Genomic DNA, 18,386 nt, shown 5'->3' with positions numbered 1-18,386 from the left:
GCTCCGTAGCCCGTTGCCCTCCCTCGCAAACTCATTTAGAAGCATTCTAAAGTCGGTTTACGGCCGATTTGGACTGCAAAGAGCTGGAGTGGACCATGCAGGGCGACGCAAAAGTCATCGATTATCTCAACAAGGCGCTGCGTCACGAGCTGACTGCGATCAACCAGTACTGGCTGCACTACCGTTTCCTCGACAATTGGGGGCTGCTGGACATGGCGAAGGTCTGGCGCAAGGAGTCGATCGAGGAGATGGAGCACGCCGACAAGCTCACCGCGCGCATCCTGTTCTTCGACGGCTTTCCCAACATGCAGGTGCTCGATCCCCTGCGCATCGGCCAGAACGTCAAGGAGATCATCGAATGCGATCTTGCCGCCGAGATGAGCGCGCGGGCGCTCTATCAGGAAGCGGCGACGTACTGCCACGGCGCCAAGGACTACGTCACGCGTGACCTGTTCGAGAAGCTGATGAGCGACGAGGAACACCACATCGACTTCCTCGAAACCCAGCTCGATTTGATCGGCCGTATCGGCCTCGAGCTCTACACCCAGAAGCACGTTGGCGGCCTTGAGGGCGAGGGGCACTAAGTTCTGCTCGCTCCTTCGTCATGGCCGGGCTTGACCCGGCCATCCACGTGATGCCGCACGACGAAGGCGTGGATGCCCGGATCAAGCCCGGGCATGACGGCCTGTTTGAACAGCAAGCAAGCCCGGCTACAGCTGCGTCTTGTAGAGTTCTTCCACGACCTCCTGGCTCTGCCGTTCGCCGAGGCCAGTCTGATCGTGGATGACCTCGATGATGCTCGGCATCACCGAGCGCTGCACCTTTTCCGATGACCATAGCTTCGAGCGCATCAGCGCCTTGCCGCAATGGAAATAGACTTCGCTGACCGCGACGTTCAGCACCGCGCGCGGCGGCTTGCCGAACTCCACCATCGAGGCCAGCAGATCCGGATCAGCCGACAGCGTGCCGCGTCCGCCGACGCGCAGCGTCTCATCGATCCCCGGCACGAAGAACAACAGATGCACGAAGCCGGAGCCTTCGACGACGTTGCGAAAACTGTCGATCCGATTGTTGCCGGAGCGGTCGGGCATCAGCAGCTGGTTGGGGCTGGCGACCTGGACGAAGCCGACGCCGCCGCCGCGCGGCGAAGCATCGACGTTGCCGTCCGCGCCTGATGTCGCGAGCACGCAGAACGGCGACATCTCGATGAACTTCTTCGCATGCGCATCGATCGCGGGCCGTGCCTTCGCGATCACGCGCGGGGTCGGCTTGGCATAGATGGTGGCGAGGTCTTCGGCGCTCAGTTTGGTCAACGACGTGCCTCCGGATCAGCGTAGCCTCAAGCTACCCGATCGGGCGCCTGCAGCCAACGAAATCCATGATGTTCGGCTTGAGCATGATCCTTTCGGAAACCGACTTCTCCAGATCATGCTCTACACCGCATCCGCCGGCACGAAGCAGCTGATGATGATGGCGCCGCGGTGGTGGACGTACCACACCACGGCCTGACCGACGGGATTGCCGCGATCGCGGATGATGGCGCGCTCGGGCACCTCAATCCATTGTCCTTCGATCGGCACCCAATAGCTGCCGCCGCGCACGTCGTATTCGGTGCGATGGCCATCCGAAATGTCGCAGCAGGGCACGCCGTTCGGCGCAATCACGCTCTTGAACCAGGCGCGGATGTCGGGCGGGACGTGATCGTATTGGCCGTTGTCGACCGCGGACGCGGCGCTCGTCAGCGTGATCAGCCAAACGCACAATACGAGCCTGTGCATGCGATCCTCCTCGTCGCCTGTCGTGCCATTGGCGCGCGATTGCCCCGCGCGTCGATTCGTATCGTTGGCGCGATTGAGCCTGAGCTGTCAGTGCAATGCATGCTCAAATAATATGCGGCATCGACGGGCGTTGACGCCCTGCAAAATCAGCGGCGCGCCAGTTCCATGTTTTGTTGCGTTCGGCGGCCGCGTTGCGGGGAAACTTACAGACGTCCGGGGAAGGATGTAGGATTTCGTCGCCACCGATCGTCCTTGAGTCATATCCGGAGAGACTGCATGTGCCGCAACATCAAGACGCTGTTCAACTTCGAGCCGCCGGCGACGGAGGACGAGATTCATGCTTCCGCACTTCAGTTCGTGCGAAAGCTGTCCGGCTTCAACAAGCCGTCGCAGGCCAATGAGGAAGTGTTCGAGCGCGCAGTGGCTGAGGTGTCGGAGGCCGCGCGAAAGCTATTGAGCTCGCTACACACCCATGCGCCGGCGCGCGATCGCGAGATCGAGGCGGAGAAGGCCAGGGAGCGCTCGCGGCTGCGGTTCGGCTAGCTCTCGCGCGAGCCCGATACGTGATTTGGCTCACGGAAAAGGCCGCCTCACTGCGCGATGATGCTCACCGGGATCTTGACAAGCCCGGAGCAGGAACATGAGCCGTCCCCTTCTTCCGCTAAAAGCAGGAGCCGTCACCTTCACGGTGCTGTGGACCGCCTGGATGATGTGGTGGAGCGGATCTTCCAGCAGCGTCAACCTCGTCGTCCTGATGCTGCTCGGCACGTTGGTCGGCTATCTCTGGTATCGCGCCATGCGCTGGCAGTTCGAGCGCATGGGCATGCTGCCGCGCAAGGATGATTCATCGGCAGCTTCCTAAGCCGAGACTCGCGTCCCGGACGCGGCGCAGCGCGTTAGCGGTGCGACGCAGAGCCGGGAGCCACACACGCGGATCTCGGTATACGGCCCGCTCAGCAGCGCAGCATTGCATGCCGCGCTTCGGCCGGGGCGGGAGCGCGTCACTGATCCTTGCCGTGCTTCTTCTTTTTCTTCTTTTTCTTGTGACCGTCGCCGTCGCCGCCGTCGTCGCCCTCGCTGTCGTCATCGACGATCGGTGCGTCAGTCTCCTGCACGGCTGCCTCCAGCGCCTCGCGCTCGGCGGCCTCATGCTCACGCTGGCGGCGGCGTTCGTCCCAGGCATCGAACAGCTGCTCGAGCCAGGGCAGCACCTGCTCGATCGACGGCAGTTGACCGGCGGGCCCCGGCTCGCCGCGCGGGCCTTGTGGTCCTGCCGGCCCTTGCGCGCCGACAGGTCCCTGCGCGCCAGCCGGCCCGCGCAGTCCGGCTTCGCCCTGCTTGCCTTGCGGACCGGGCTTGCCTTGCGGTCCGGCCTTTCCGATCGGGCCTGGCTTGCCCTGCGGACCCGGCTTGCCGCGCGCGCCGTCGGGGCCGCGCCGGCCCGGATGACCCTGCGGCCCCGGCCGTCCCGGCTCGCCTTGCCGCCCGCGCGGTCCCTGAGGTCCCTGCCGTCGTCCCTGATCGTCTGCCACGCCGCTGCTCCCTGTCACGGAAGCAAGCTACTTAGCGGCGTTTGACGACAGCAGCAATTCCGCCGGCGCATCGCTCAGGATCGGTCAACATCAATCGCCGCGCTGCTGCGCGCTAGTCCTGACAGGCGGGTACGTCGATGCCGGACGCGGCATAGATCCGGATCTTGTTGCGCAGCGTGCGCACCGACAGGCCGAGCACGCGCGAGGCGCGCGTGCGGTTGCCGTCGCAGCGCGCCAGTGTCTGGAGCACGAGCTCACGCTCGACCTCGTCGACGGTTGCGCCGATCAGCAACGGAACGATCTGGTTGGGTGCAAGGAATTGGGCGCCCTGCTCGGGCGCAGCGACATAAACAGTGGTCATCAATATACTCCCCGACCAACGCCCGCTTCCATCGTTGGAAGCGGATCGAGAACAAACGACCCCCAAGCCGTAGATCCACGGTGGGCGGGTTTGGTTAACGAAAGGTTAATCGCGGGCGATCGCACCAATTGACCCCAGGAATGCCGCGAAGCCGCCGCGTTTGCTGCGGGATGCATCGTGATGCGGACCTATCTCGCTCCGCTCACACCGTCCGATAGCCGCCGTCCACCATCACGATCGTTCCCGTCACATAGGCGGACAGATCCGACGCCAGGAAGATCGCGGGGCCGACGATGTCCTCGGGCTTGCCGGTGCGTGCCAGCGGGGTGTGATCGACGAAGGCCTGCACCAGCGCCGGATTGGTCGCGCGCACATTGGCGTTGATGTTGGTCTCAATGAAGCCAGGCCCGATCGCGTTGACGCGGACGCCTTCCTTGCCGAGCTCGACGGCGAGCGCCTTGGTGAAGCCGAGCACGCCGTGCTTCGAGGTGGTGTAGGCCGCCGAGCTCGGCGTGCGCAGATGCACGAAGGACTGGATCGAGCCGATATTGACGATGCGGCCCTTGGCTGCGCGCAAGGGTGCGAGGAACGCCTGCGTCATGTTGAAGACGCCATTGAGATTGAGCGAGATGATGTCGTTCCAGTCCTTCGCCACTGTTTCGGTCTCGGCGGTGAAGGCGTTGCGGCGGGTGATGCCGGCGTTGTTGACGAGGATCGAGACCTGCCCGACCTTGTCCGCGACTTGCTTCGCCAGCGCAAAGCAGTCCTCGCGCCTGACAACGTCGAGCGCAAAGCTCTCGGCCTTGCCGCCGGCTTTGCGGATCTCCTCGGCGGCCTCCGCGACGGTGTCGGCATTGACGTCGAGCAGCACCACTTGCGCGCCTTCCCGCGCGTAGCCGGCCGCAATGGCCCGGCCGATACCGGAACCGGCGCCGGTGACGACGGCGATGTGGTTTGCGAGCAATGCCATGACAATTTCCTCCCGATTTCGTTGCGAAGTTTCATGAAAGGCTAACTCGAAATTAAGGGGTCGGAAACGGCGGCCTTGGCATAATGATCTTCATTGCTAAACGTTGCGCGCATGATGGAACGGCTCGAAACCTGGAAACTCGCACTGGAACGGCTGCGGTCGGCGCAAGCGGCTGACTGGGCCGAGGCCGGCCGGGTCGTGGCCGAGATCGTGCGGATGAGCACGGACGTCACGCTGCGCCAGGCCGCCGAGCAGGCGCTTCCGGTGCTGCGCCAGGCCGTGAACAACGACGATCACAGCGTCACGCTGGCAGCGCAGCGCCGCATCGGCGTGGTGCTCGAGGTCATTCATGATCTGAGTGCACCGCGCTTCGGCCGCCGCAACGCCATGCCGAAGAAGCTGTCGAGCGAGGATCGCGCCCGCAAGGTGCTCGGCCTGCCGCTCGCGGTGCAGCTCACCTGCGAGGACATCAACCGGGCCTATCGCCGCGCCGCCAAGGGCATGCATCCCGATCACGGCGGCAGCGCGGAGGCCTTCATCGATCTCGCCGCCGCGCGCGACATCTTGATCCATCCCGGCGCGCACAAGGACGCGTGAGTTCAGTCTCCTGAAAAACAAGCCGGGCAAGGACGCTGGCGTCCTTGCCCGGTTCTTCGTCCGCCGATCGAAATCTTACCAGGTGCAGCTACCGCTCTTGAGCGCGGCGTCCTTGACCGCGAGGGCGTCGATGAAGGTCGGCACGCTCGCGCTGGCGCGATGATAGCCGGCCGGCCACGGCGTCGTCGGGATGCTCTCGTCCCAGATCTGGCAGAAGCCGCTGTCCTGCCAGCGGATCAGGTGATAGCTGGCTTCGGCAGGGCTCGCTGCGACGAACGCAGTGACGGCGAGACCCGCGGCAGCGCACAGCATGGAAATACGACGCATGATCAGCTCCTCAAATGAAAGATGGAATGCGCCTCCCGACAATGATGGGGAGGGCTGGTGCGGGACGCGCTTGGCAGGCGCCCCGGACAAGATGTGAGTAGTTCCGCCTGCCAATGAGGTTCAAAAAGGCGTTCGGAAAATGCGCGACTTTAAGGCCGCAAAACGCCGGCGCCGCCCGCAAAAGCAAAGGGCGGATCGCCCGCGCGACCCGCCCTTCGAACTCGATCCGTCGTGCCGCGCTCAGAGCGTGCAGCGGCGCTCCCCACGCATCTTGATCTGAACGTCGGAAGCCTGCTGGAAGGTCGGGAACGGTTTGCTGACGACCTTGTAGGTCGACACCCCGAACTGGAACGGCTTCTGCTGAAGGTCCTCATTCCAGATCTGGCAGATGCCGGTGTTGTCCCAGCGGATCACGTAATAGCCGACCTTCGCCGAGGCGGGCACGGCGAACACGGAACTGGCGATGCCGGCAACGGCACAGAGGGCGAGAACGCGACGCATGAAGTATCTCCTGTGGGGATGTGGGATGCGAAAATTCGTGCGGTAAAAGCAGGTCCTTTGCAAGCCGGGGCAAGCGGCCGTTCACGGACATGTCAGGTGCAGCCGGCATTTGGTTTGCCTGCGTGCCCGTCGGGTCACACGTAGCAGGTTCACCGCGACAGCGAGGCCACCGCCTCGATCTCGATCAGCATCTTCGGATCGGGCAGCGCCTGCACCACGCAGGTGGTGCGTGCGGGATACGGCGGCGGGCCGAAGGCGCCGGCATAGAGCGCATTCATGGCGGCGACATCGCTGGCGCGGGTCAGGAGCACGTTGACCTTGGCGAGGTCGCGGAAGGTCGCGCCGGCCTCGTCCAGCACGCGGCGGATGTTGACGACGACATTGGCGAACTGCGCCTCGAAGCCGTCGGGCAGCGCGCCAGCCGCATCGAAGCCGGGAATGCCGGAGACGAACAGGAGGTCGCCGACGCGGGTGGCAAAGGACAGCGGCGGCGCTTTGACGTGCGGCGGGGGTGCGAAATGCTGGATCGGCATGGGATCACCTCGGGAACGTTCGCTGACGCCTCAGCGTAGCGGCAGGCGAGGGCTTCTCAAAATACAAAGTGCGAAAACAACCCCATGCACAGTAGAAAAGTCGAGGTTCGTCAGCATGTTCCGAAAAACGGAATTCGATGTTGCTTCGTCGGGCAAAACAGGGGCAGAATGGCATGATTGGCGATGGTCGGTTGGCCACTCAGGCTATGCCGTCATGCCCGGGCTTGTCCCGGGCATCCACGTTCTTTGCGCCGAGAGGAAGACGTGGATGGCCGGGTCAAGCCCGGCCATGACGCTGTGGCGACACGGTGCCTCCAGCGCGAGTTCGAATGAGACGACCCTGTGTGAACCGTCCTCTCCGCACGCCTCACCTCCACCCCGATCATGTTGCCGCCGCGATCGATCGGATACATTCGCTGCGTCTGATTCGAATCCTGCCTCGAAAAATTAGCCCCCGGAGACGCCCCATGAAGCTCGCATCCACCGTCCGCGCCGCGCTCGTCGCCATCGCCGCTTTTGCCGGCCTTTCGACTGCGGCGCAGGCCGACAGCGGCTTCGTGACGCTGACGATCTACAAGGCGGGCTGGATCATCGGCGGCTCCGGCGGCTCGGGCGTGCTCAACTTCCGCGGCCGCACCTACGGGCTCTCCACCGGCGGGCTCGATTACGGCCTCGTCTTCGGCGGCTCGAAGACCGTGCTGCGCGGCCGCGTCTCCAACATCAACCGTCCCTCCGACGTCGCCGGCGTCTACGGCGCCGCAGGTGCCGGCATCGCCGTCGGCTCCGGCGCCCGCGCCATCGTGCTGACCAACCAGAAGGGCGCCGTGCTGGAGCTCTCGGGCACGCAGGTCGGCCTGATGGCGAATGCCGATCTCAGCGGCCTTGCGATCACGATGCGGTAGCCGCGCGGTGCCGTAGGGTGGGTTAGCCGCAGGCGTAACCCACCTCTTTGGTTTCCGCAGTAGCAGAAGTGGTGGGTTACGCTGCGCTAACCCACCCTACGAAGTACGGCCTACGCGCTCACCATCGCATGAATCCGCCCGCAATGCGCGACGAGGTTTGCGTGTGCATCGACGAAGGCCTTTAGCGGCGTCGGGATCGGAAAGTAATAGATGTTGGCGATGAAGCCATAGATGCCGGCATCGACGCTGGTCGGCGCCGCGCCGTGCACGAAGCCTTGCGCCGGCACGATGTCCGCCAGCGCCTGCAGATCGGCGAGCCCTCGCGCATAAGCCTGCTCGGGCGTGTAGCGGCCGATGCCCTGGAAATGATAGCGCTGCGCGTTATAGGCCTTGGCCCTCTCGAAGCCGGCAGCGTCGATCTGCGGATGCTGCGCGATGAAGGCATCGCGGAACGCCGGGTAGAAGCGCTCGTCCTTCCAGCGCGAATAGGACATCACCCAGTAGAGATCGTCCAGCATGCGCGTGACGAAATGGTTGGTGCGGCGCTGGTCCGGTGACAGGCCGGCATCGATCGTGAGGCGATATTTCGCGGTCGCGTGCGCGATGATGGTCTCGCTGTCGCCGATGGTCTCAAAGTCGTCGACGATGTAAGGCAGCTGCCCGCGCGGCGCAGCGGAGGCATCGAACACGTGCTCGTGCACGAACGCCACGCCCGCGAGCTTGAAGAAGGCGTAGACCTTGAGGCCGTAGCCGTTGTTGTCGGCGACGCCGAAGAGTTCCGGGTAGGAGTAGAGGGTCAGCATGGGCGGGCTCCTCTGGGGTGGCGGAGGCCAGGATGCCGGAGCGTTACGGCGGGCGCAACGGGTTGCACCTGGCGCAGCTCTCGTAGGGTGGGTTAGCCGCTCACGAGCGCAGTCGTTCAACGCACGAAGGTGCAAGGCGTAACCCACCACCTTCGTATCCGCCGCGACAGAATCGGTGGGTTACGCCGTGCGGACTTGCGCTTCGCGCAGCCGCACGGCTAACCCACCCTACGAATTCGAAGCCGCCTTGAACACCGCGAGCTGCGCCTCGAACGCCCGTTTGAACGCCGGCCGCGCCTCGCCGCGGGCGACATAGGCGGCGATCTCGGGGCACTCGTCCAGCAGGCCGGACGTATTGAGCCGGCGCAGCACCGTCACCATCATGAGATCGCCGGCGCTGAACGCGCCGTCGAGCCAGTCGGCACCGCTGAGGTGACGGGAGAGTTCGCCGAGCCTGACGCGCACGCGGTCCTGCAGCATGGGCAGGCGCTCCGCGTACCAGCTCTTGTCGCGCTCGAACAGCATGGCCATGGTGAGCTCGACGATCGGCGGCTCCACGGTGCTCAGCGCGGCGAACATCCACGCGATGGCGCGGCTGCGCGCGTTTGCATCGCCGGGCAGCAGCTTGGTGTGACGCTCGGCGATATGGAGCACGATCGCACCGGACTCGAACAGCGCGAGATCGCCGTCCTCATAGGTCGGGATCTGCCCGAACGGGTGCAGCGCGACGTGCGCGGGTACCTTCATCGCGGCGAAGGAGAGCAGGCGAACGCTGTAGGGCTGGCCGATCTCCTCCAGCGCCCAGCGAACACGCATGTCGCGCGCCTGCCCGCGGCCGCGATCGGGGGAGGATTCGAAAGCGGTGATGGTGGGCATCGGACGGCTCCGGGTGGTCGTGGTTTGTCCGGAGGACGAACCGGCTGCGCGGATTCCGACAGGCGATTTTGGCAGGTCTGTAGTCCGCATGAGCGAAGCGATATGCGGATCAACCGCCAATCCCGGATTTCGCTCCGCTCATCCGGGCTACACACCGCGGCCAGACCACCAGTGTCGTCCCGGCGAAGGCCGGGACCCATACCGCGTGATCTATGTATTGCGGACGGTCGCAGTACCGAACGACGAGTCTTCGCCCAACTACTCCCTGGGGTTATGGGTCCCGGCCTTCGCCGGGACGACGGCGGAGGTTGGGGCGCGACTGTGCCCTACGCCGCGATCCACGCCGCAAGCTCCCGCCAAGGCCTCAGCGTCCAGTTCCCGGACGCCGCACCCGATGGCGAGGGCAGCACAAATATCTCCGGCAGACTTCCATCCGACGCCTGCCGCCCCAGCGAAATCGCAGTCGACGGCCTCCCGTAAAACAAGCTCGCCGCCTTCTTGCTGGTGAACGCAATCGTCCGCGGCCGGTACATTTCGATCTTCGCCCTGAAGCCCGGCACGTCGATCGCCTCCGCCGCGATCTGGTGATCCATCCCGGCGCCCGTCTTGCAGAGATCGGTGAAGCCGATCCCGAGCTCGATCAGCGAGGCAAACTCGCTTGGCTGATAGCGCCGACGCGTGATCCCGGCCTCATGGAGAGCGCGCCAGAAGCGGTTGCCGGGATGCGCGTAATAGTGCCCGAGCTCGGCCGAACGCGTCGAGGCGGCGGTGCCGACGAAGACGAGGCGGAGGTCGGGGCGGAGCTGGTCGGGGAGGCGGTGGGGGCTTGGCACGAGCAAATGAACCATCGCAAACATTCTAGCTTGCGTGAGAGTCAGCGACATGGGGGACAACTGTCAATCTGGACAAGGCGCGCTCACCCGACTACACGGGCTGCGCTTCGCGCACCCGCAGGGCTAACTCATCAACGAAATGCGCTTGTCCGAGCGCGCTTAACCCGAGAACCTAAGCGCTACCGGCCAAACGTCTCTTGGCCAAATCTGCAACCTGTTGCACTGCCCTATCGTAGGACTCTGGCGAGACACACTTGCTGAGAACAGACGCTAGTGTGAGACCCATCAGGATCTGAACCTCCGCATTGTCTCCACCAATCTGGTAGACACGTTCAACGATCCGCTTGCCGGCAGGAACGCAGAATGTCTCAAATATCTCGTTCATGCCCTGATGTACTTTGCGCTGCCTGAACTCCGAGAGTAGCTCCTCGAGAACAGGTATGCCTTCCGGAGCGACAGAGAAGACTCTCATCTGATCCAATTGCGCGATGGGAGGCGTCCCCTTGCTCCTCCAACAATCCGCGCTTTGCAAGCTCGGACCACAAGATGTGGTTAGAACTGCCGACGATCGGTGACATAGCTGAGGTGCGGTTCTGAACTGCAGCAATGAGCACGGACACATCGGCGTCAGTCATCTGCGCCATCAAATCCAAGAGACTTCGCAACACTGCATCGGATTTCATTTTCTGGGTCCCAGCAGACGGATCACAATACCCATGAGGGCGCATAGAAAAAGACCGGGCGTTGCCCGGTCCTTTGCAGTCGATGAATGCCGGTTCAAGCCCGGGCATGAGGTGCCCGGACTGCTCACAACACCCGATTGCTCTCCTTCACCTTCTCCGCATCCAGATACAGGCTCTCGCCCATCTCCTTGAACTTCGCGCTCATCTTGGCCATGCCGTCCTCGGCGGTGCCGCTCATCGACATGCCCACGCTGTTCGGATCGTTAAGCGTCGCCGCATAGTCGCGGACGTCCTGCGTGATCTTCATCGAGCAGAATTTCGGGCCGCACATCGAGCAGAAATGGGCGACCTTGTGGGCTTCCTTCGGCAAGGTCTCGTCGTGGAAGCTCTTTGCCGTGTCGGGGTCGAGGCCGAGATTGAACTGGTCGGTCCAGCGGAATTCGAACCGGGCGCGGGAGAGGGCGTCGTCGCGCAGCTGCGCGGCGGGGTGGCCCTTGGCGAGATCGGCGGCGTGGGCGGCGATCTTGTAGGTGATGACGCCGGTCTTGACGTCGTTGCGATCGGGCAGGCCGAGATGCTCCTTCGGCGTGACGTAGCAGAGCATGGCGCAGCCGAACCAGCCGATCATGGCGGCGCCGATGCCTGACGTGATGTGGTCATAGCCCGGCGCGATGTCGGTGGTCAGCGGTCCAAGCGTGTAGAACGGCGCCTCTCCGCACTCCTTGAGCTGCTTGTCCATGTTGATCTTGATCTTGTGCATCGGCACGTGGCCGGGGCCTTCGATCATGACCTGGCAGCCCTTGTCCCACGCGATCTTCGTGAGTTCACCGAGCGTCTCCAGCTCCGCGAACTGGGCGCGGTCGTTGGCGTCTGCGATCGAGCCCGGGCGCAGGCCGTCGCCGAGCGAGAACGAGACGTCATATTTGCGCATGAGGTCGCAGATCTCGTCGAAATGCGTGTAGAGGAAGCTTTCCTTATGATGCGCCAGGCACCACTTCGCCATGATCGAGCCGCCTCTAGAGACGATGCCGGTGACGCGGCTGGCGGTGAGATGGATGTATTGCAGGCGCACGCCGGCGTGGATGGTGAAATAGTCGACGCCCTGCTCGCACTGCTCGATCAAGGTGTCCTTGTAGAGCTCCCAGGTCAGCTTGACGGGGTCGCCGTTGCATTTCTCCAGCGCCTGGTAGATCGGCACGGTGCCGATCGGCACCGGCGAGTTGCGCAGAATCCATTCGCGCGTGGTGTGGATGTTGCGCCCCGTCGAGAGGTCCATCACGGTGTCGGCGCCCCAGCGGATCGCCCACACCATCTTCTCGACCTCCTCCTCGACCGACGAGGTCACCGCGGAGTTGCCGATATTGGCGTTGATCTTGGTCAGGAAGTTGCGGCCGATGATCATCGGCTCGAGCTCGGAGTGGTTGATGTTGGAGGGGATGATGGCGCGGCCGCGCGCGATCTCGTCGCGCACGAACTCCGGCGTGATGAAGGCGGGCACGGAGGCGCCGAAGCTCTCGCCGTCGGCAAGGGCTGCTTCGGCGCGCTCGAGCTGCTGCTTGCGGCCGAGATTCTCGCGAGCCGCGACGTAGATCATCTCCTTGGTGACGATGCCGGCGCGGGCGAATTCGAGCTGGGTGATCTTGTGGCCGTCGAGGCCGCGCAGCGGCTTGTGATAGGCCGAGAAGGCGCGCGCGGCCTTGTCGGTGGAGACGCTGCCGTTGTCCTCCGGCTTGATCTGCCGACCCTCGTATTCCTCGACGCCGCCGCGCTCCAGCACCCATTGCTTGCGGTTGCGGGCCAGGCCGGCATTGACGTCGATGGTGACGGACGGGTCGGTGTAGGGGCCGGAAGTGTCGTAGACTGGCAGGTTGGGCTCGCCGGCGCCTTCGGAGAGGATGATCTCGCGCAAGGGCACGCGGAGATCGGGCGCGGCATCCGGGGATGCGAAGATCTTGCGCGAGGAGGGGAGCGGGCCGGTGGTGACGGCGGGGACGGTCTTATCAGGGTTGGAGCGGATGTTCATGGGATCCTCCTTTTATGGGGCGTCGTTCCGGACGGACCGCATTGCGGTCCGATCCGGAACCTCGAGGTTGTTGAGCGAGATTCCGGGTTCGCGCCGATGCGCGCCCCGGAATGACGCCGGTGGAAGGTTCTCCGTCATCCCCGCCTAGTGCGCAATTGCGCACGGGGGGCGGGGATCCAGTGCTCCGGGGCGGTGCGGCTCAAGCCGAGAGGCCGCGGTGTACTGGATCGCCCGGTCAAGCCGGGCGATGACGGTGGAGTATTTGGAGAGAGTGAGACCTGCATCATGGCGCTTCCTTCGACAGGCCGAGCCATTGCTTCACGCGGGCGTCCGGATCGGGATTCTGCGTGACGTCGGAGACGACCGCGATCGAATCCGCGCCGGCGGCGAAGATCTCCGCGGCGTGCTCGAATTTGATGCCGCCGATCGCGACCAGCGGGATGGTGCCGATGCGCTTCTTCCATTCCGTGATCTTCGGAATGCCCTGCGGCTCGAAGCGCATCGATTTGAGCGTGGTGAAGAAGATCGGGCCGAGCGCGACGTAATCGGGCTTTGCTTCGAGCGCGGTCGCGAGCTCGGCGTCGTCATGGGTGGAGATGCCGAGCGACAGCCCGGCCTCGCGGATCGCCTTGAGGTCGGCTTCGGCGAGATCCTCCTGGCCGAGATGCAGATATTTGGCCCCGGCGACGACTGCCGCGCGCCAATAATCGTTCACGACCAGCTTGGCCTGCGTTCCTTTCGTGATCGCCAGCGCATCGGTGACGATCTGCAGCGCGTCGGCGTCGTTGAGCTCCTTGGCGCGCAGCTGGATGGTGCCGACGCCGAGCTTGGTCAGCCGCTCGACCCATTTGAGGCTGTCGACGACGGGATAAAAGCGATCAGGATACGGCATGCCAGAACGGAGTCCCAACGACAGGGGTGGAGGGGGAAGCGAAATCGCGGGCGTTCATCAGCCCGGCTTCATAAGCGGTGCGGCCGGCATCACAGCCGAGGCGGAAGGCATTCGCCATCGCGACGGGATCGGCGGCTTTGGCAATGGCGGTGTTGAGCAGCACGGCGTCATAGCCGAGCTCGAGCGCGTGGGCGGCGTGGCTCGGTGCGCCCAGGCCCGCGTCGACCACCAGCGTGATGTCGGGGAGGCGGTCGCGCAGAAGCTTGAGCGCGTCGCGGTTGATGATGCCCTTGGCGCTGCCGATTGGGGCTGCCCACGGCATCACCACCTTGCAGCCGGCATCGACCAGGCGGTTCGCGACCGAGAGATCCTCGGTGCAATAGGGGAACACTTCGAAGCCGTCCTTGATCAGGATGGTGGCGGCCTCGACCAGGCCGACGACGTCGGGCTGTAGCGTGTCATTGTCGGCGATCACCTCCAGCTTGATCCAGGACGTGCCGAACAATTCGCGGGCGAGCTTGGCCGTGGTGACGGCTTCCCGCACGGTGCGGCAGCCGGCGGTGTTCGGCAGCACGGTGACGTCGAGCTCGCGGATCAGCTTCCAGAAGGCATCGCCGGTCTTGCCGCCGGCGGATTCGCGCCGCAGCGACACCGTGACGATGTTGGAGCCGGAGGCGCGGATCGCTTCCTGCATGATCGCGGGGGAGGGATAGAGCGCGCTGCCGATCAGCAGGCGCGAGGCGAAGGTCTTGCCGTAGAAGGTCACCATGGTGAAGGTGTCTCCTGGAGTGACGGTGCCGACCCAAACATAGCTGTCATCCCCGCGAAGGCGGGGATCCAGTACGCCGTGGCAGCGCGGCTGGAAACGTGACGACGCGGCGTACTGGATCGCCCGGTCAAGCCGGGCGATGACAGTGGAGTGTTTGGTGAGACCATCACCTCACCCTCCCTGCCGCGGCGTGATGATCTCGATCTCGTCGCCGGCTTTCAGCTGGGTCTCCGCCCAGCGGCTTTTCGGCACGACGTCGTAGTTCAGCGCGATGGCGAAATGGCTGCCCTCGTAGTCGAGCTCGCTGAGCAGCGCGTCCACGCTGGCGGACGTCACCTCGCGCTGCTCACCGTTCACGATCACGCGCATTGCATCACCTCGTTGTCGATCTGGCCGCGCTGGACAAAAGCGAGCGTCAGCTCGGCAAGCGCCGGCGCGAGCAGGAAGCCGTGGCGGTAGAGCCCGTTGACGCTGATCCGGCTGCCGCGGATGCCGATGCGCGGAAGGTTGTCGGGGAAGGCCGGGCGCAGGCCCGAGCCGAACTCAACGATGCGGGCCTCGCCGAACGCGGGATGCACGGCATAGGCGGCACCTAACAGCTCCAGCGCGGAGCGGACGCTGACGCCGGTGTCTTCCGCCTCGATCGAGGTCGCGCCCAGCATGAACAGGCCGTCCTCGCGCGGGATCACGTAGAGCGGCCAGCGCGGATGGATCAGCCGCACCGGGCGCGACAGCTGCACCTCATCGGTCTCGATCAGGATCATCTCGCCCTTGACGCCGCGCAGCTCGCTTTGCTCGTCGCGTGCGGAAAGACCGCGGCAGTCGATCACGATGCCGTCCAGCTCGGCAGCACTGACGTCGCTGGAAAACCTGATGGTGCCGCCGGCAGCTTTGATGCGCTCGTGCAGCTTGGGCAGCACGCGGCGCGGCTCGACATGGCCTTCGGTCGGAAAGAACAGCGCGTCGCGGAAACGGCCCTCCAGCGAGGGCTCCAGCGCCGCAAGGCCGGCGGCATCGAGCCGCTGGTGCCCCTCGGTCATCCGGGCGAAGCGCTCGAAATCGTTGCGCTCGCGCGGATGGGCGACGACGAGCGAGCCGTTGAAGGGCGTATCGGGCAGCTCGCGCCGCCAGATGTCGAGGGAGCGCAAGCCGAGGCGGCTGATGATGGGCTCGGCGACCTCGGCCTCGCAATAGGGCGCGAGCATGCCGCCGGCCCAGTGGCTGGTGGCATCGGTCATCGCGGCGTCACCGCGTTCGTGTAGGGTCACGACATGGCCGGCCTGCGCGAACAACAGCGCCTGCCAGGCTCCGGCAATGCCTGCGCCGATGATGGATACCGGTGAATCCGGTCGCTTGGTCGTCTGCAACATCCCTGTCCCTTCGCCGGCATGACCCGGATCAGGTTCAAAGGGTCACCGCGGTCCCGGGCGTTATTGCCCGTTTAGCGGTATCTCAGCTCCTCCTCGGAGCACCCCTCGGAACGGCTCTAATGTATGCCAGTGACGGACGGTGTCAACGCGTTAGAGACGGAACCACACCGTCCGTGCCCCGGACGCGATGCAGCGCGCCGCCTCTTGACGGCGTGATGCGTCGCAGAGCCGGGGCCCATTGCTGGGGCCCACTGCTTATGTGCGGATGCTGGGTCCCGGCTCGGCGCAGCAGCGCTTCGCGCTGCCGCTTGTCCGGGACACGGGAGCTATTTCAAGGCCTGCGCCCGCGCGTTGCGGACACGCTGCGCCAGCTTGCGGTGCGACGGCGCGCCGAACATCGGCTGCGGGTTGCCGTTCGGCTCCAGCCAGGGTTGACCCATGGTCTCGCCCATGTTGGCGACCTGCACCATCTCCTGGCGCTGGCGCTTTGCAGCGTAGTAATAGCCGCCCGCGAAATAACGCACGGCTCGGGCGTGGTCCCCATTGGCGGCGCGATAGGCGCCGGCGAGGTATTTTACGGCATAGGTGAGGTTGGTGTTGGGGTCGCGCAGGCCGGCGGCATCGCCGGTGTAGCCGACGCCGCGGGCGGTCGCGAGCTTGATCTGCATCAGTCCGATGGTGCCGCCGCGGCCGACGAGATGCGGCTGATAGCGGCTCTCGCGCATGATCACGCGGTGCACCAGCGCCTCCGGCACGCCATTGGCGCGCGCATGGGCTGCAACCATCTCGGCATATTCGGCCTCGCCGGCGAAGGCGGCCTGCGGCAACGTCAGTGCGGCCGCGAGCAGCGCGGCAATGCGTAAAATCTTCATCGAAATGTTCCTCGGTCGAACGGACCTGCACCCTTGTGCGTTAGGCCGTGGGAACACGGCGATGATGTGGCGAAAAGTCGCCGGCGGCGATTTTCGCCGCGCGGTCGCTTTTACGACTTAAACCCGAGTCACGATTCGAGCTGGTGGTGCGCGTCGACGCGACAGCAGGTTTGTCCCTTCGCGCATCCGCCCAAAAATCGCTCTTCGAAAACAGCATTTGGGAGGACGTCCATGACCCGAGCAGACATCGGCGACATCCCCAAGCAGAACCCCTGTGCGCAATGTGGCACACCGATCCCGTTCCCGGACTGGATCGAACCGGGCGAAGGCCGCGTATCTTATCTTTGGGCCTGCCAGGCCTGCGGTTATCGCTTCGAGGCGGTGGCGATCTTCGAACGCGAGGCCATCGCGCACCCGCCGCTCGCGGCTTGATTACGCCGCCAGCCGCGGCTCCTGCCAGACCGGCAATTGCATCCGCACGATCAATCCGTGTGGGGCGCGGTCGTGCAGCGACAGCTCGCCGCCATGGGCGAGCGCGATCGCGCGCGCGATCGACAGGCCGAGGCCGAAGCCGGTGGACTCGTCCATCGTGCGCGCATCGTCGCCACGCACGAACGGCTCCAGCATCTCCTGCTTGCGCGCATCCGAGATGCCGGGGCCGTCATCCTCGACGTCGATGACGAGCGTGGTGCTGGAGACGTCGAGGCGGATCGTCACCTTGGCGCCGAAGCGCACCGCGTTCTCGACGAGGTTGGTGACGCCGCGATGCAGATCGTCGGGCCGCGCCGCGGCGGTCGCGGAGGCCGGTCCCTCGTAATGCACGACATGGCCCATGTCGCCGAACTGGTCGGCGACGAGCTGGAGCGTGCTGGCGATGTCCACCAGCGTCACCGCCTCGACCTTGCGGTCGTTGCGGAGCAGCGACAGCACCGATTCCAGCATCGAGCGCATCTGGTCGAGGTCCATCAGCGTGCGCTTGCGATTGCCCTCGTCCTCGATGAACTCGGCGCGCAGCCGCAGGCGCGTGATCGGCGTGCGCAAATCGTGGCTGATCGCGGCGAGCATCCGCGTGCGGTCCGACATCAGCCGCGCGATGCGCTCCTGCATGCGGTTGAGTGCGCGCGCCACCGAGCGGATCTCCTCGGGGCCGCGCTCGGGCAGCGGCTCGGCGGTGCCGTCCAGACTGAAATTCTCGGCGGCCTTGGCGAAGGACGACAGCGGCGCGGCGAGCGCATAGGCCGCCCACAGGCCGAGCATGGTGACGCTGATCAGCGCGAACAGCAGCGTGATCATCCACGGTCCGCCCCAGAACCGCGGCGGACGGGGACCGTGCTCGACGCGGCCCGCGATCATGGTGCCGTCGGACAGTTCGACCGCGACCCGCTGCACGCCGTCCTGCGGCGCCAGCGCGACCACCTTGTACCGAGGGCCGAGATGCCGGCGCAGATTGCGCAGGTGGGGACTCTCGCTATCGACGGCGGGGGCAGCCGCTTCCGGCGCGAGGACCTCGATGTTCGCCTTGGGAAATGCGCGCACGATATCGGCGAGAATGCGCGGCCGCTCGCCCGCATCGGCGCCGTTGAGCAGCAGGGCGGCATCGGCCAATTGGTGCGCACTGTCGGGCGGCTCGGCGCGGTTCGGCCGGCTGATCAGGAAGCTCGCGGTCAGGATCAGATGCAGCGCGACGATCGAGGCCACCACCAGCGCGGCGATCTGTCCGCCGATGCTGTTGAGGTGGAAGAAGCGGAACGGCGTCATGACGGC

The 18,386-nt window shown here is 65.0% G+C and carries 24 protein-coding genes and 1 riboswitch; of the genes, 6 read left to right on the top strand and 18 right to left on the bottom strand.

From position 1 onward, the window contains the following. Positions 1-95: 95 nt before the first annotated feature. Entirely contained in the window at positions 96-584 is a 489-nt protein-coding gene (gene bfr / locus SE91_RS24625; RefSeq protein ID WP_008556076.1) for a bacterioferritin, read from the top strand. Positions 585-710: 126 nt separating this feature from the next. On the opposite strand, the gene SE91_RS24620 is transcribed toward bfr, so the two are convergent. Together SE91_RS24620 and SE91_RS24615 are read right to left on the bottom strand one after the other, a co-directional pair. Continuing rightward, positions 711-1,313, bottom strand: a complete 603-nt coding sequence (locus tag SE91_RS24620; protein WP_061849448.1) for an MSMEG_1061 family FMN-dependent PPOX-type flavoprotein — start codon at positions 1,311-1,313, stop codon at positions 711-713. Between the two features lie 120 nt (positions 1,314-1,433). Next, a complete protein-coding gene (locus SE91_RS24615) occupies positions 1,434-1,778 on the bottom strand; it encodes a hypothetical protein (RefSeq protein WP_060735153.1) in 345 nt (114 codons plus the stop codon). Between the two features lie 276 nt (positions 1,779-2,054). On the opposite strand from SE91_RS24615, the gene SE91_RS24610 reads away from it, so the two are divergent. Together SE91_RS24610 and SE91_RS24605 are read left to right on the top strand one after the other, a co-directional pair. Beyond that, positions 2,055-2,321, top strand: coding sequence for a DUF2277 domain-containing protein (locus SE91_RS24610; protein WP_061849447.1), 267 nt, complete (start codon positions 2,055-2,057; stop codon positions 2,319-2,321). Between the two features lie 97 nt (positions 2,322-2,418). Beyond that, entirely contained in the window at positions 2,419-2,640 is a 222-nt protein-coding gene (locus tag SE91_RS24605) for a hypothetical protein (protein ID WP_008556082.1), read from the top strand. Positions 2,641-2,779: 139 nt separating this feature from the next. Here SE91_RS24605 and SE91_RS24600 read toward each other — a convergent pair whose 3' ends face one another. The 3 genes from SE91_RS24600 to SE91_RS24590 form a co-directional block, all read right to left on the bottom strand. Beyond that, the gene (locus SE91_RS24600) at positions 2,780-3,310 is read right to left on the bottom strand and encodes a collagen-like domain-containing protein (RefSeq protein ID WP_061849446.1); all 531 of its coding nucleotides are present in this window, start codon (positions 3,308-3,310) and stop codon (positions 2,780-2,782) included. Positions 3,311-3,422: 112 nt separating this feature from the next. After that, positions 3,423-3,671: a helix-turn-helix domain-containing protein gene (locus SE91_RS24595; RefSeq protein ID WP_061849445.1), complete on the bottom strand. Its 249-nt coding sequence runs from the start codon at positions 3,669-3,671 to the stop codon at positions 3,423-3,425. A 202-nt stretch (positions 3,672-3,873) separates the two neighbouring features. Then, positions 3,874-4,641 carry an SDR family NAD(P)-dependent oxidoreductase gene (locus SE91_RS24590; protein ID WP_061849444.1) on the bottom strand — a complete coding sequence of 256 codons (768 nt, stop codon included), beginning with the start codon at positions 4,639-4,641 and terminating at the stop codon, positions 3,874-3,876. A 111-nt stretch (positions 4,642-4,752) separates the two neighbouring features. Between SE91_RS24590 and SE91_RS24585 the strand changes: the two genes are divergently transcribed. Beyond that, complete coding sequence (locus tag SE91_RS24585; RefSeq protein WP_061849443.1) at positions 4,753-5,238, top strand: molecular chaperone DnaJ; 486 nt, start codon at positions 4,753-4,755, stop codon at positions 5,236-5,238. Between the two features lie 75 nt (positions 5,239-5,313). On the opposite strand, the gene SE91_RS24580 is transcribed toward SE91_RS24585, so the two are convergent. From SE91_RS24580 to SE91_RS24570, 3 genes are all read right to left on the bottom strand, one after another. Next, a complete protein-coding gene (locus SE91_RS24580) occupies positions 5,314-5,565 on the bottom strand; it encodes a hypothetical protein (RefSeq protein ID WP_060735156.1) in 252 nt (83 codons plus the stop codon). Positions 5,566-5,805: 240 nt separating this feature from the next. Then, positions 5,806-6,066, bottom strand: coding sequence for a hypothetical protein (locus SE91_RS24575; RefSeq protein WP_060735157.1), 261 nt, complete (start codon positions 6,064-6,066; stop codon positions 5,806-5,808). 149 nt (positions 6,067-6,215) lie between these two features. Further along, a complete protein-coding gene (locus tag SE91_RS24570; protein WP_061849442.1) occupies positions 6,216-6,599 on the bottom strand; it encodes a RidA family protein in 384 nt (127 codons plus the stop codon). Between the two features lie 467 nt (positions 6,600-7,066). On the opposite strand from SE91_RS24570, the gene SE91_RS24565 reads away from it, so the two are divergent. Next, positions 7,067-7,501 carry a hypothetical protein gene (locus SE91_RS24565; RefSeq protein ID WP_061849441.1) on the top strand — a complete coding sequence of 145 codons (435 nt, stop codon included), beginning with the start codon at positions 7,067-7,069 and terminating at the stop codon, positions 7,499-7,501. 110 nt (positions 7,502-7,611) lie between these two features. Here the strand turns inward: SE91_RS24565 and SE91_RS24560 are convergent, their stop codons facing one another. The 9 genes from SE91_RS24560 to SE91_RS24515 all read right to left on the bottom strand — a co-directional run bounded on the left by SE91_RS24560 (position 7,612) and on the right by SE91_RS24515 (position 16,622). Then, positions 7,612-8,304 carry a glutathione S-transferase C-terminal domain-containing protein gene (locus SE91_RS24560; protein WP_061849440.1) on the bottom strand — a complete coding sequence of 231 codons (693 nt, stop codon included), beginning with the start codon at positions 8,302-8,304 and terminating at the stop codon, positions 7,612-7,614. Positions 8,305-8,532: 228 nt separating this feature from the next. Then, on the bottom strand, positions 8,533-9,180 hold the full coding sequence (locus SE91_RS24555) for a glutathione S-transferase family protein (RefSeq protein ID WP_061849439.1): 648 nt from the start codon (positions 9,178-9,180) through the stop codon (positions 8,533-8,535). Between the two features lie 326 nt (positions 9,181-9,506). Then, positions 9,507-10,028: a mismatch-specific DNA-glycosylase gene (locus SE91_RS24550; protein WP_245318518.1), complete on the bottom strand. Its 522-nt coding sequence runs from the start codon at positions 10,026-10,028 to the stop codon at positions 9,507-9,509. A 792-nt stretch (positions 10,029-10,820) separates the two neighbouring features. Further along, a complete protein-coding gene (gene thiC, locus SE91_RS24540) occupies positions 10,821-12,719 on the bottom strand; it encodes a phosphomethylpyrimidine synthase ThiC (RefSeq protein WP_061849437.1) in 1,899 nt (632 codons plus the stop codon). 283 nt (positions 12,720-13,002) lie between these two features. Next, positions 13,003-13,611, bottom strand: coding sequence for a thiamine phosphate synthase (locus SE91_RS24535; protein ID WP_061849436.1), 609 nt, complete (start codon positions 13,609-13,611; stop codon positions 13,003-13,005). Next, entirely contained in the window at positions 13,598-14,380 is a 783-nt protein-coding gene (locus tag SE91_RS24530; RefSeq protein WP_060735160.1) for a thiazole synthase, read from the bottom strand. Before SE91_RS24530 ends, SE91_RS24535 begins: the two co-directional genes overlap by 14 nt. Positions 14,381-14,551: 171 nt before the next feature. Further along, positions 14,552-14,749: a sulfur carrier protein ThiS gene (gene thiS / locus SE91_RS24525; protein WP_061849435.1), complete on the bottom strand. Its 198-nt coding sequence runs from the start codon at positions 14,747-14,749 to the stop codon at positions 14,552-14,554. Beyond that, positions 14,740-15,750, bottom strand: a complete 1,011-nt coding sequence (locus SE91_RS24520) for an FAD-dependent oxidoreductase (RefSeq protein ID WP_061849434.1) — start codon at positions 15,748-15,750, stop codon at positions 14,740-14,742. Before SE91_RS24520 ends, thiS begins: the two co-directional genes overlap by 10 nt. Beyond that, positions 15,738-15,866: riboswitch (TPP riboswitch) on the bottom strand. Its footprint overlaps the gene before it by 13 nt. Before the next feature lie 210 nt (positions 15,867-16,076). Continuing rightward, positions 16,077-16,622 (bottom strand): lytic transglycosylase domain-containing protein, encoded by a 546-nt coding sequence (locus SE91_RS24515; RefSeq protein ID WP_061849433.1) that lies wholly within the window; start codon positions 16,620-16,622, stop codon positions 16,077-16,079. A 231-nt stretch (positions 16,623-16,853) separates the two neighbouring features. Here SE91_RS24515 and SE91_RS24510 point away from each other — a divergent pair, with 231 nt between their 5' ends. Beyond that, the gene (locus SE91_RS24510; RefSeq protein WP_008556166.1) at positions 16,854-17,054 is read left to right on the top strand and encodes a hypothetical protein; all 201 of its coding nucleotides are present in this window, start codon (positions 16,854-16,856) and stop codon (positions 17,052-17,054) included. Here the strand turns inward: SE91_RS24510 and SE91_RS24505 are convergent, their stop codons facing one another. After that, positions 17,055-18,380 (bottom strand): ATP-binding protein, encoded by a 1,326-nt coding sequence (locus SE91_RS24505; RefSeq protein WP_061849432.1) that lies wholly within the window; start codon positions 18,378-18,380, stop codon positions 17,055-17,057. Positions 18,381-18,386: the final 6 nt, after the last annotated feature.

The organism is Bradyrhizobium sp. DOA1, from assembly GCF_001593325.1.
Lineage (GTDB): Bacteria > Pseudomonadota > Alphaproteobacteria > Rhizobiales > Xanthobacteraceae > Bradyrhizobium.
This window is presented reverse-complemented; position numbering and strand designations above follow the sequence as displayed.

Bases quoted from the DNA above. Each gene is read 5' to 3' on its own strand.
- bfr (WP_008556076.1), top strand. From the start codon at position 96: ATGCAGGGCGACGCAAAAGTCATCGATTATCTCAACAAGGCGCTGCGT.
- SE91_RS24615 (WP_060735153.1), bottom strand. From the start codon at position 1,778: ATGCACAGGCTCGTATTGTGCGTTTGGCTGATCACGCTGACGAGCGCC.
- SE91_RS24610 (WP_061849447.1), top strand. From the start codon at position 2,055: ATGTGCCGCAACATCAAGACGCTGTTCAACTTCGAGCCGCCGGCGACG.
- SE91_RS24605 (WP_008556082.1), top strand. From the start codon at position 2,419: ATGAGCCGTCCCCTTCTTCCGCTAAAAGCAGGAGCCGTCACCTTCACG.
- SE91_RS24595 (WP_061849445.1), bottom strand. From the start codon at position 3,671: ATGACCACTGTTTATGTCGCTGCGCCCGAGCAGGGCGCCCAATTCCTT.
- SE91_RS24590 (WP_061849444.1), bottom strand. From the start codon at position 4,641: ATGGCATTGCTCGCAAACCACATCGCCGTCGTCACCGGCGCCGGTTCC.
- SE91_RS24585 (WP_061849443.1), top strand. From the start codon at position 4,753: ATGATGGAACGGCTCGAAACCTGGAAACTCGCACTGGAACGGCTGCGG.
- SE91_RS24580 (WP_060735156.1), bottom strand. From the start codon at position 5,565: ATGCGTCGTATTTCCATGCTGTGCGCTGCCGCGGGTCTCGCCGTCACT.
- SE91_RS24575 (WP_060735157.1), bottom strand. From the start codon at position 6,066: ATGCGTCGCGTTCTCGCCCTCTGTGCCGTTGCCGGCATCGCCAGTTCC.
- SE91_RS24570 (WP_061849442.1), bottom strand. From the start codon at position 6,599: ATGCCGATCCAGCATTTCGCACCCCCGCCGCACGTCAAAGCGCCGCCG.
- SE91_RS24565 (WP_061849441.1), top strand. From the start codon at position 7,067: ATGAAGCTCGCATCCACCGTCCGCGCCGCGCTCGTCGCCATCGCCGCT.
- SE91_RS24560 (WP_061849440.1), bottom strand. From the start codon at position 8,304: ATGCTGACCCTCTACTCCTACCCGGAACTCTTCGGCGTCGCCGACAAC.
- SE91_RS24555 (WP_061849439.1), bottom strand. From the start codon at position 9,180: ATGCCCACCATCACCGCTTTCGAATCCTCCCCCGATCGCGGCCGCGGG.
- SE91_RS24550 (WP_245318518.1), bottom strand. From the start codon at position 10,028: ATGGTTCATTTGCTCGTGCCAAGCCCCCACCGCCTCCCCGACCAGCTC.
- thiC (WP_061849437.1), bottom strand. From the start codon at position 12,719: ATGAACATCCGCTCCAACCCTGATAAGACCGTCCCCGCCGTCACCACC.
- SE91_RS24535 (WP_061849436.1), bottom strand. From the start codon at position 13,611: ATGCCGTATCCTGATCGCTTTTATCCCGTCGTCGACAGCCTCAAATGG.
- SE91_RS24530 (WP_060735160.1), bottom strand. From the start codon at position 14,380: ATGGTGACCTTCTACGGCAAGACCTTCGCCTCGCGCCTGCTGATCGGC.
- thiS (WP_061849435.1), bottom strand. From the start codon at position 14,749: ATGCGCGTGATCGTGAACGGTGAGCAGCGCGAGGTGACGTCCGCCAGC.
- SE91_RS24520 (WP_061849434.1), bottom strand. From the start codon at position 15,750: ATGTTGCAGACGACCAAGCGACCGGATTCACCGGTATCCATCATCGGC.
- SE91_RS24515 (WP_061849433.1), bottom strand. From the start codon at position 16,622: ATGAAGATTTTACGCATTGCCGCGCTGCTCGCGGCCGCACTGACGTTG.
- SE91_RS24510 (WP_008556166.1), top strand. From the start codon at position 16,854: ATGACCCGAGCAGACATCGGCGACATCCCCAAGCAGAACCCCTGTGCG.
- SE91_RS24505 (WP_061849432.1), bottom strand. From the start codon at position 18,380: ATGACGCCGTTCCGCTTCTTCCACCTCAACAGCATCGGCGGACAGATC.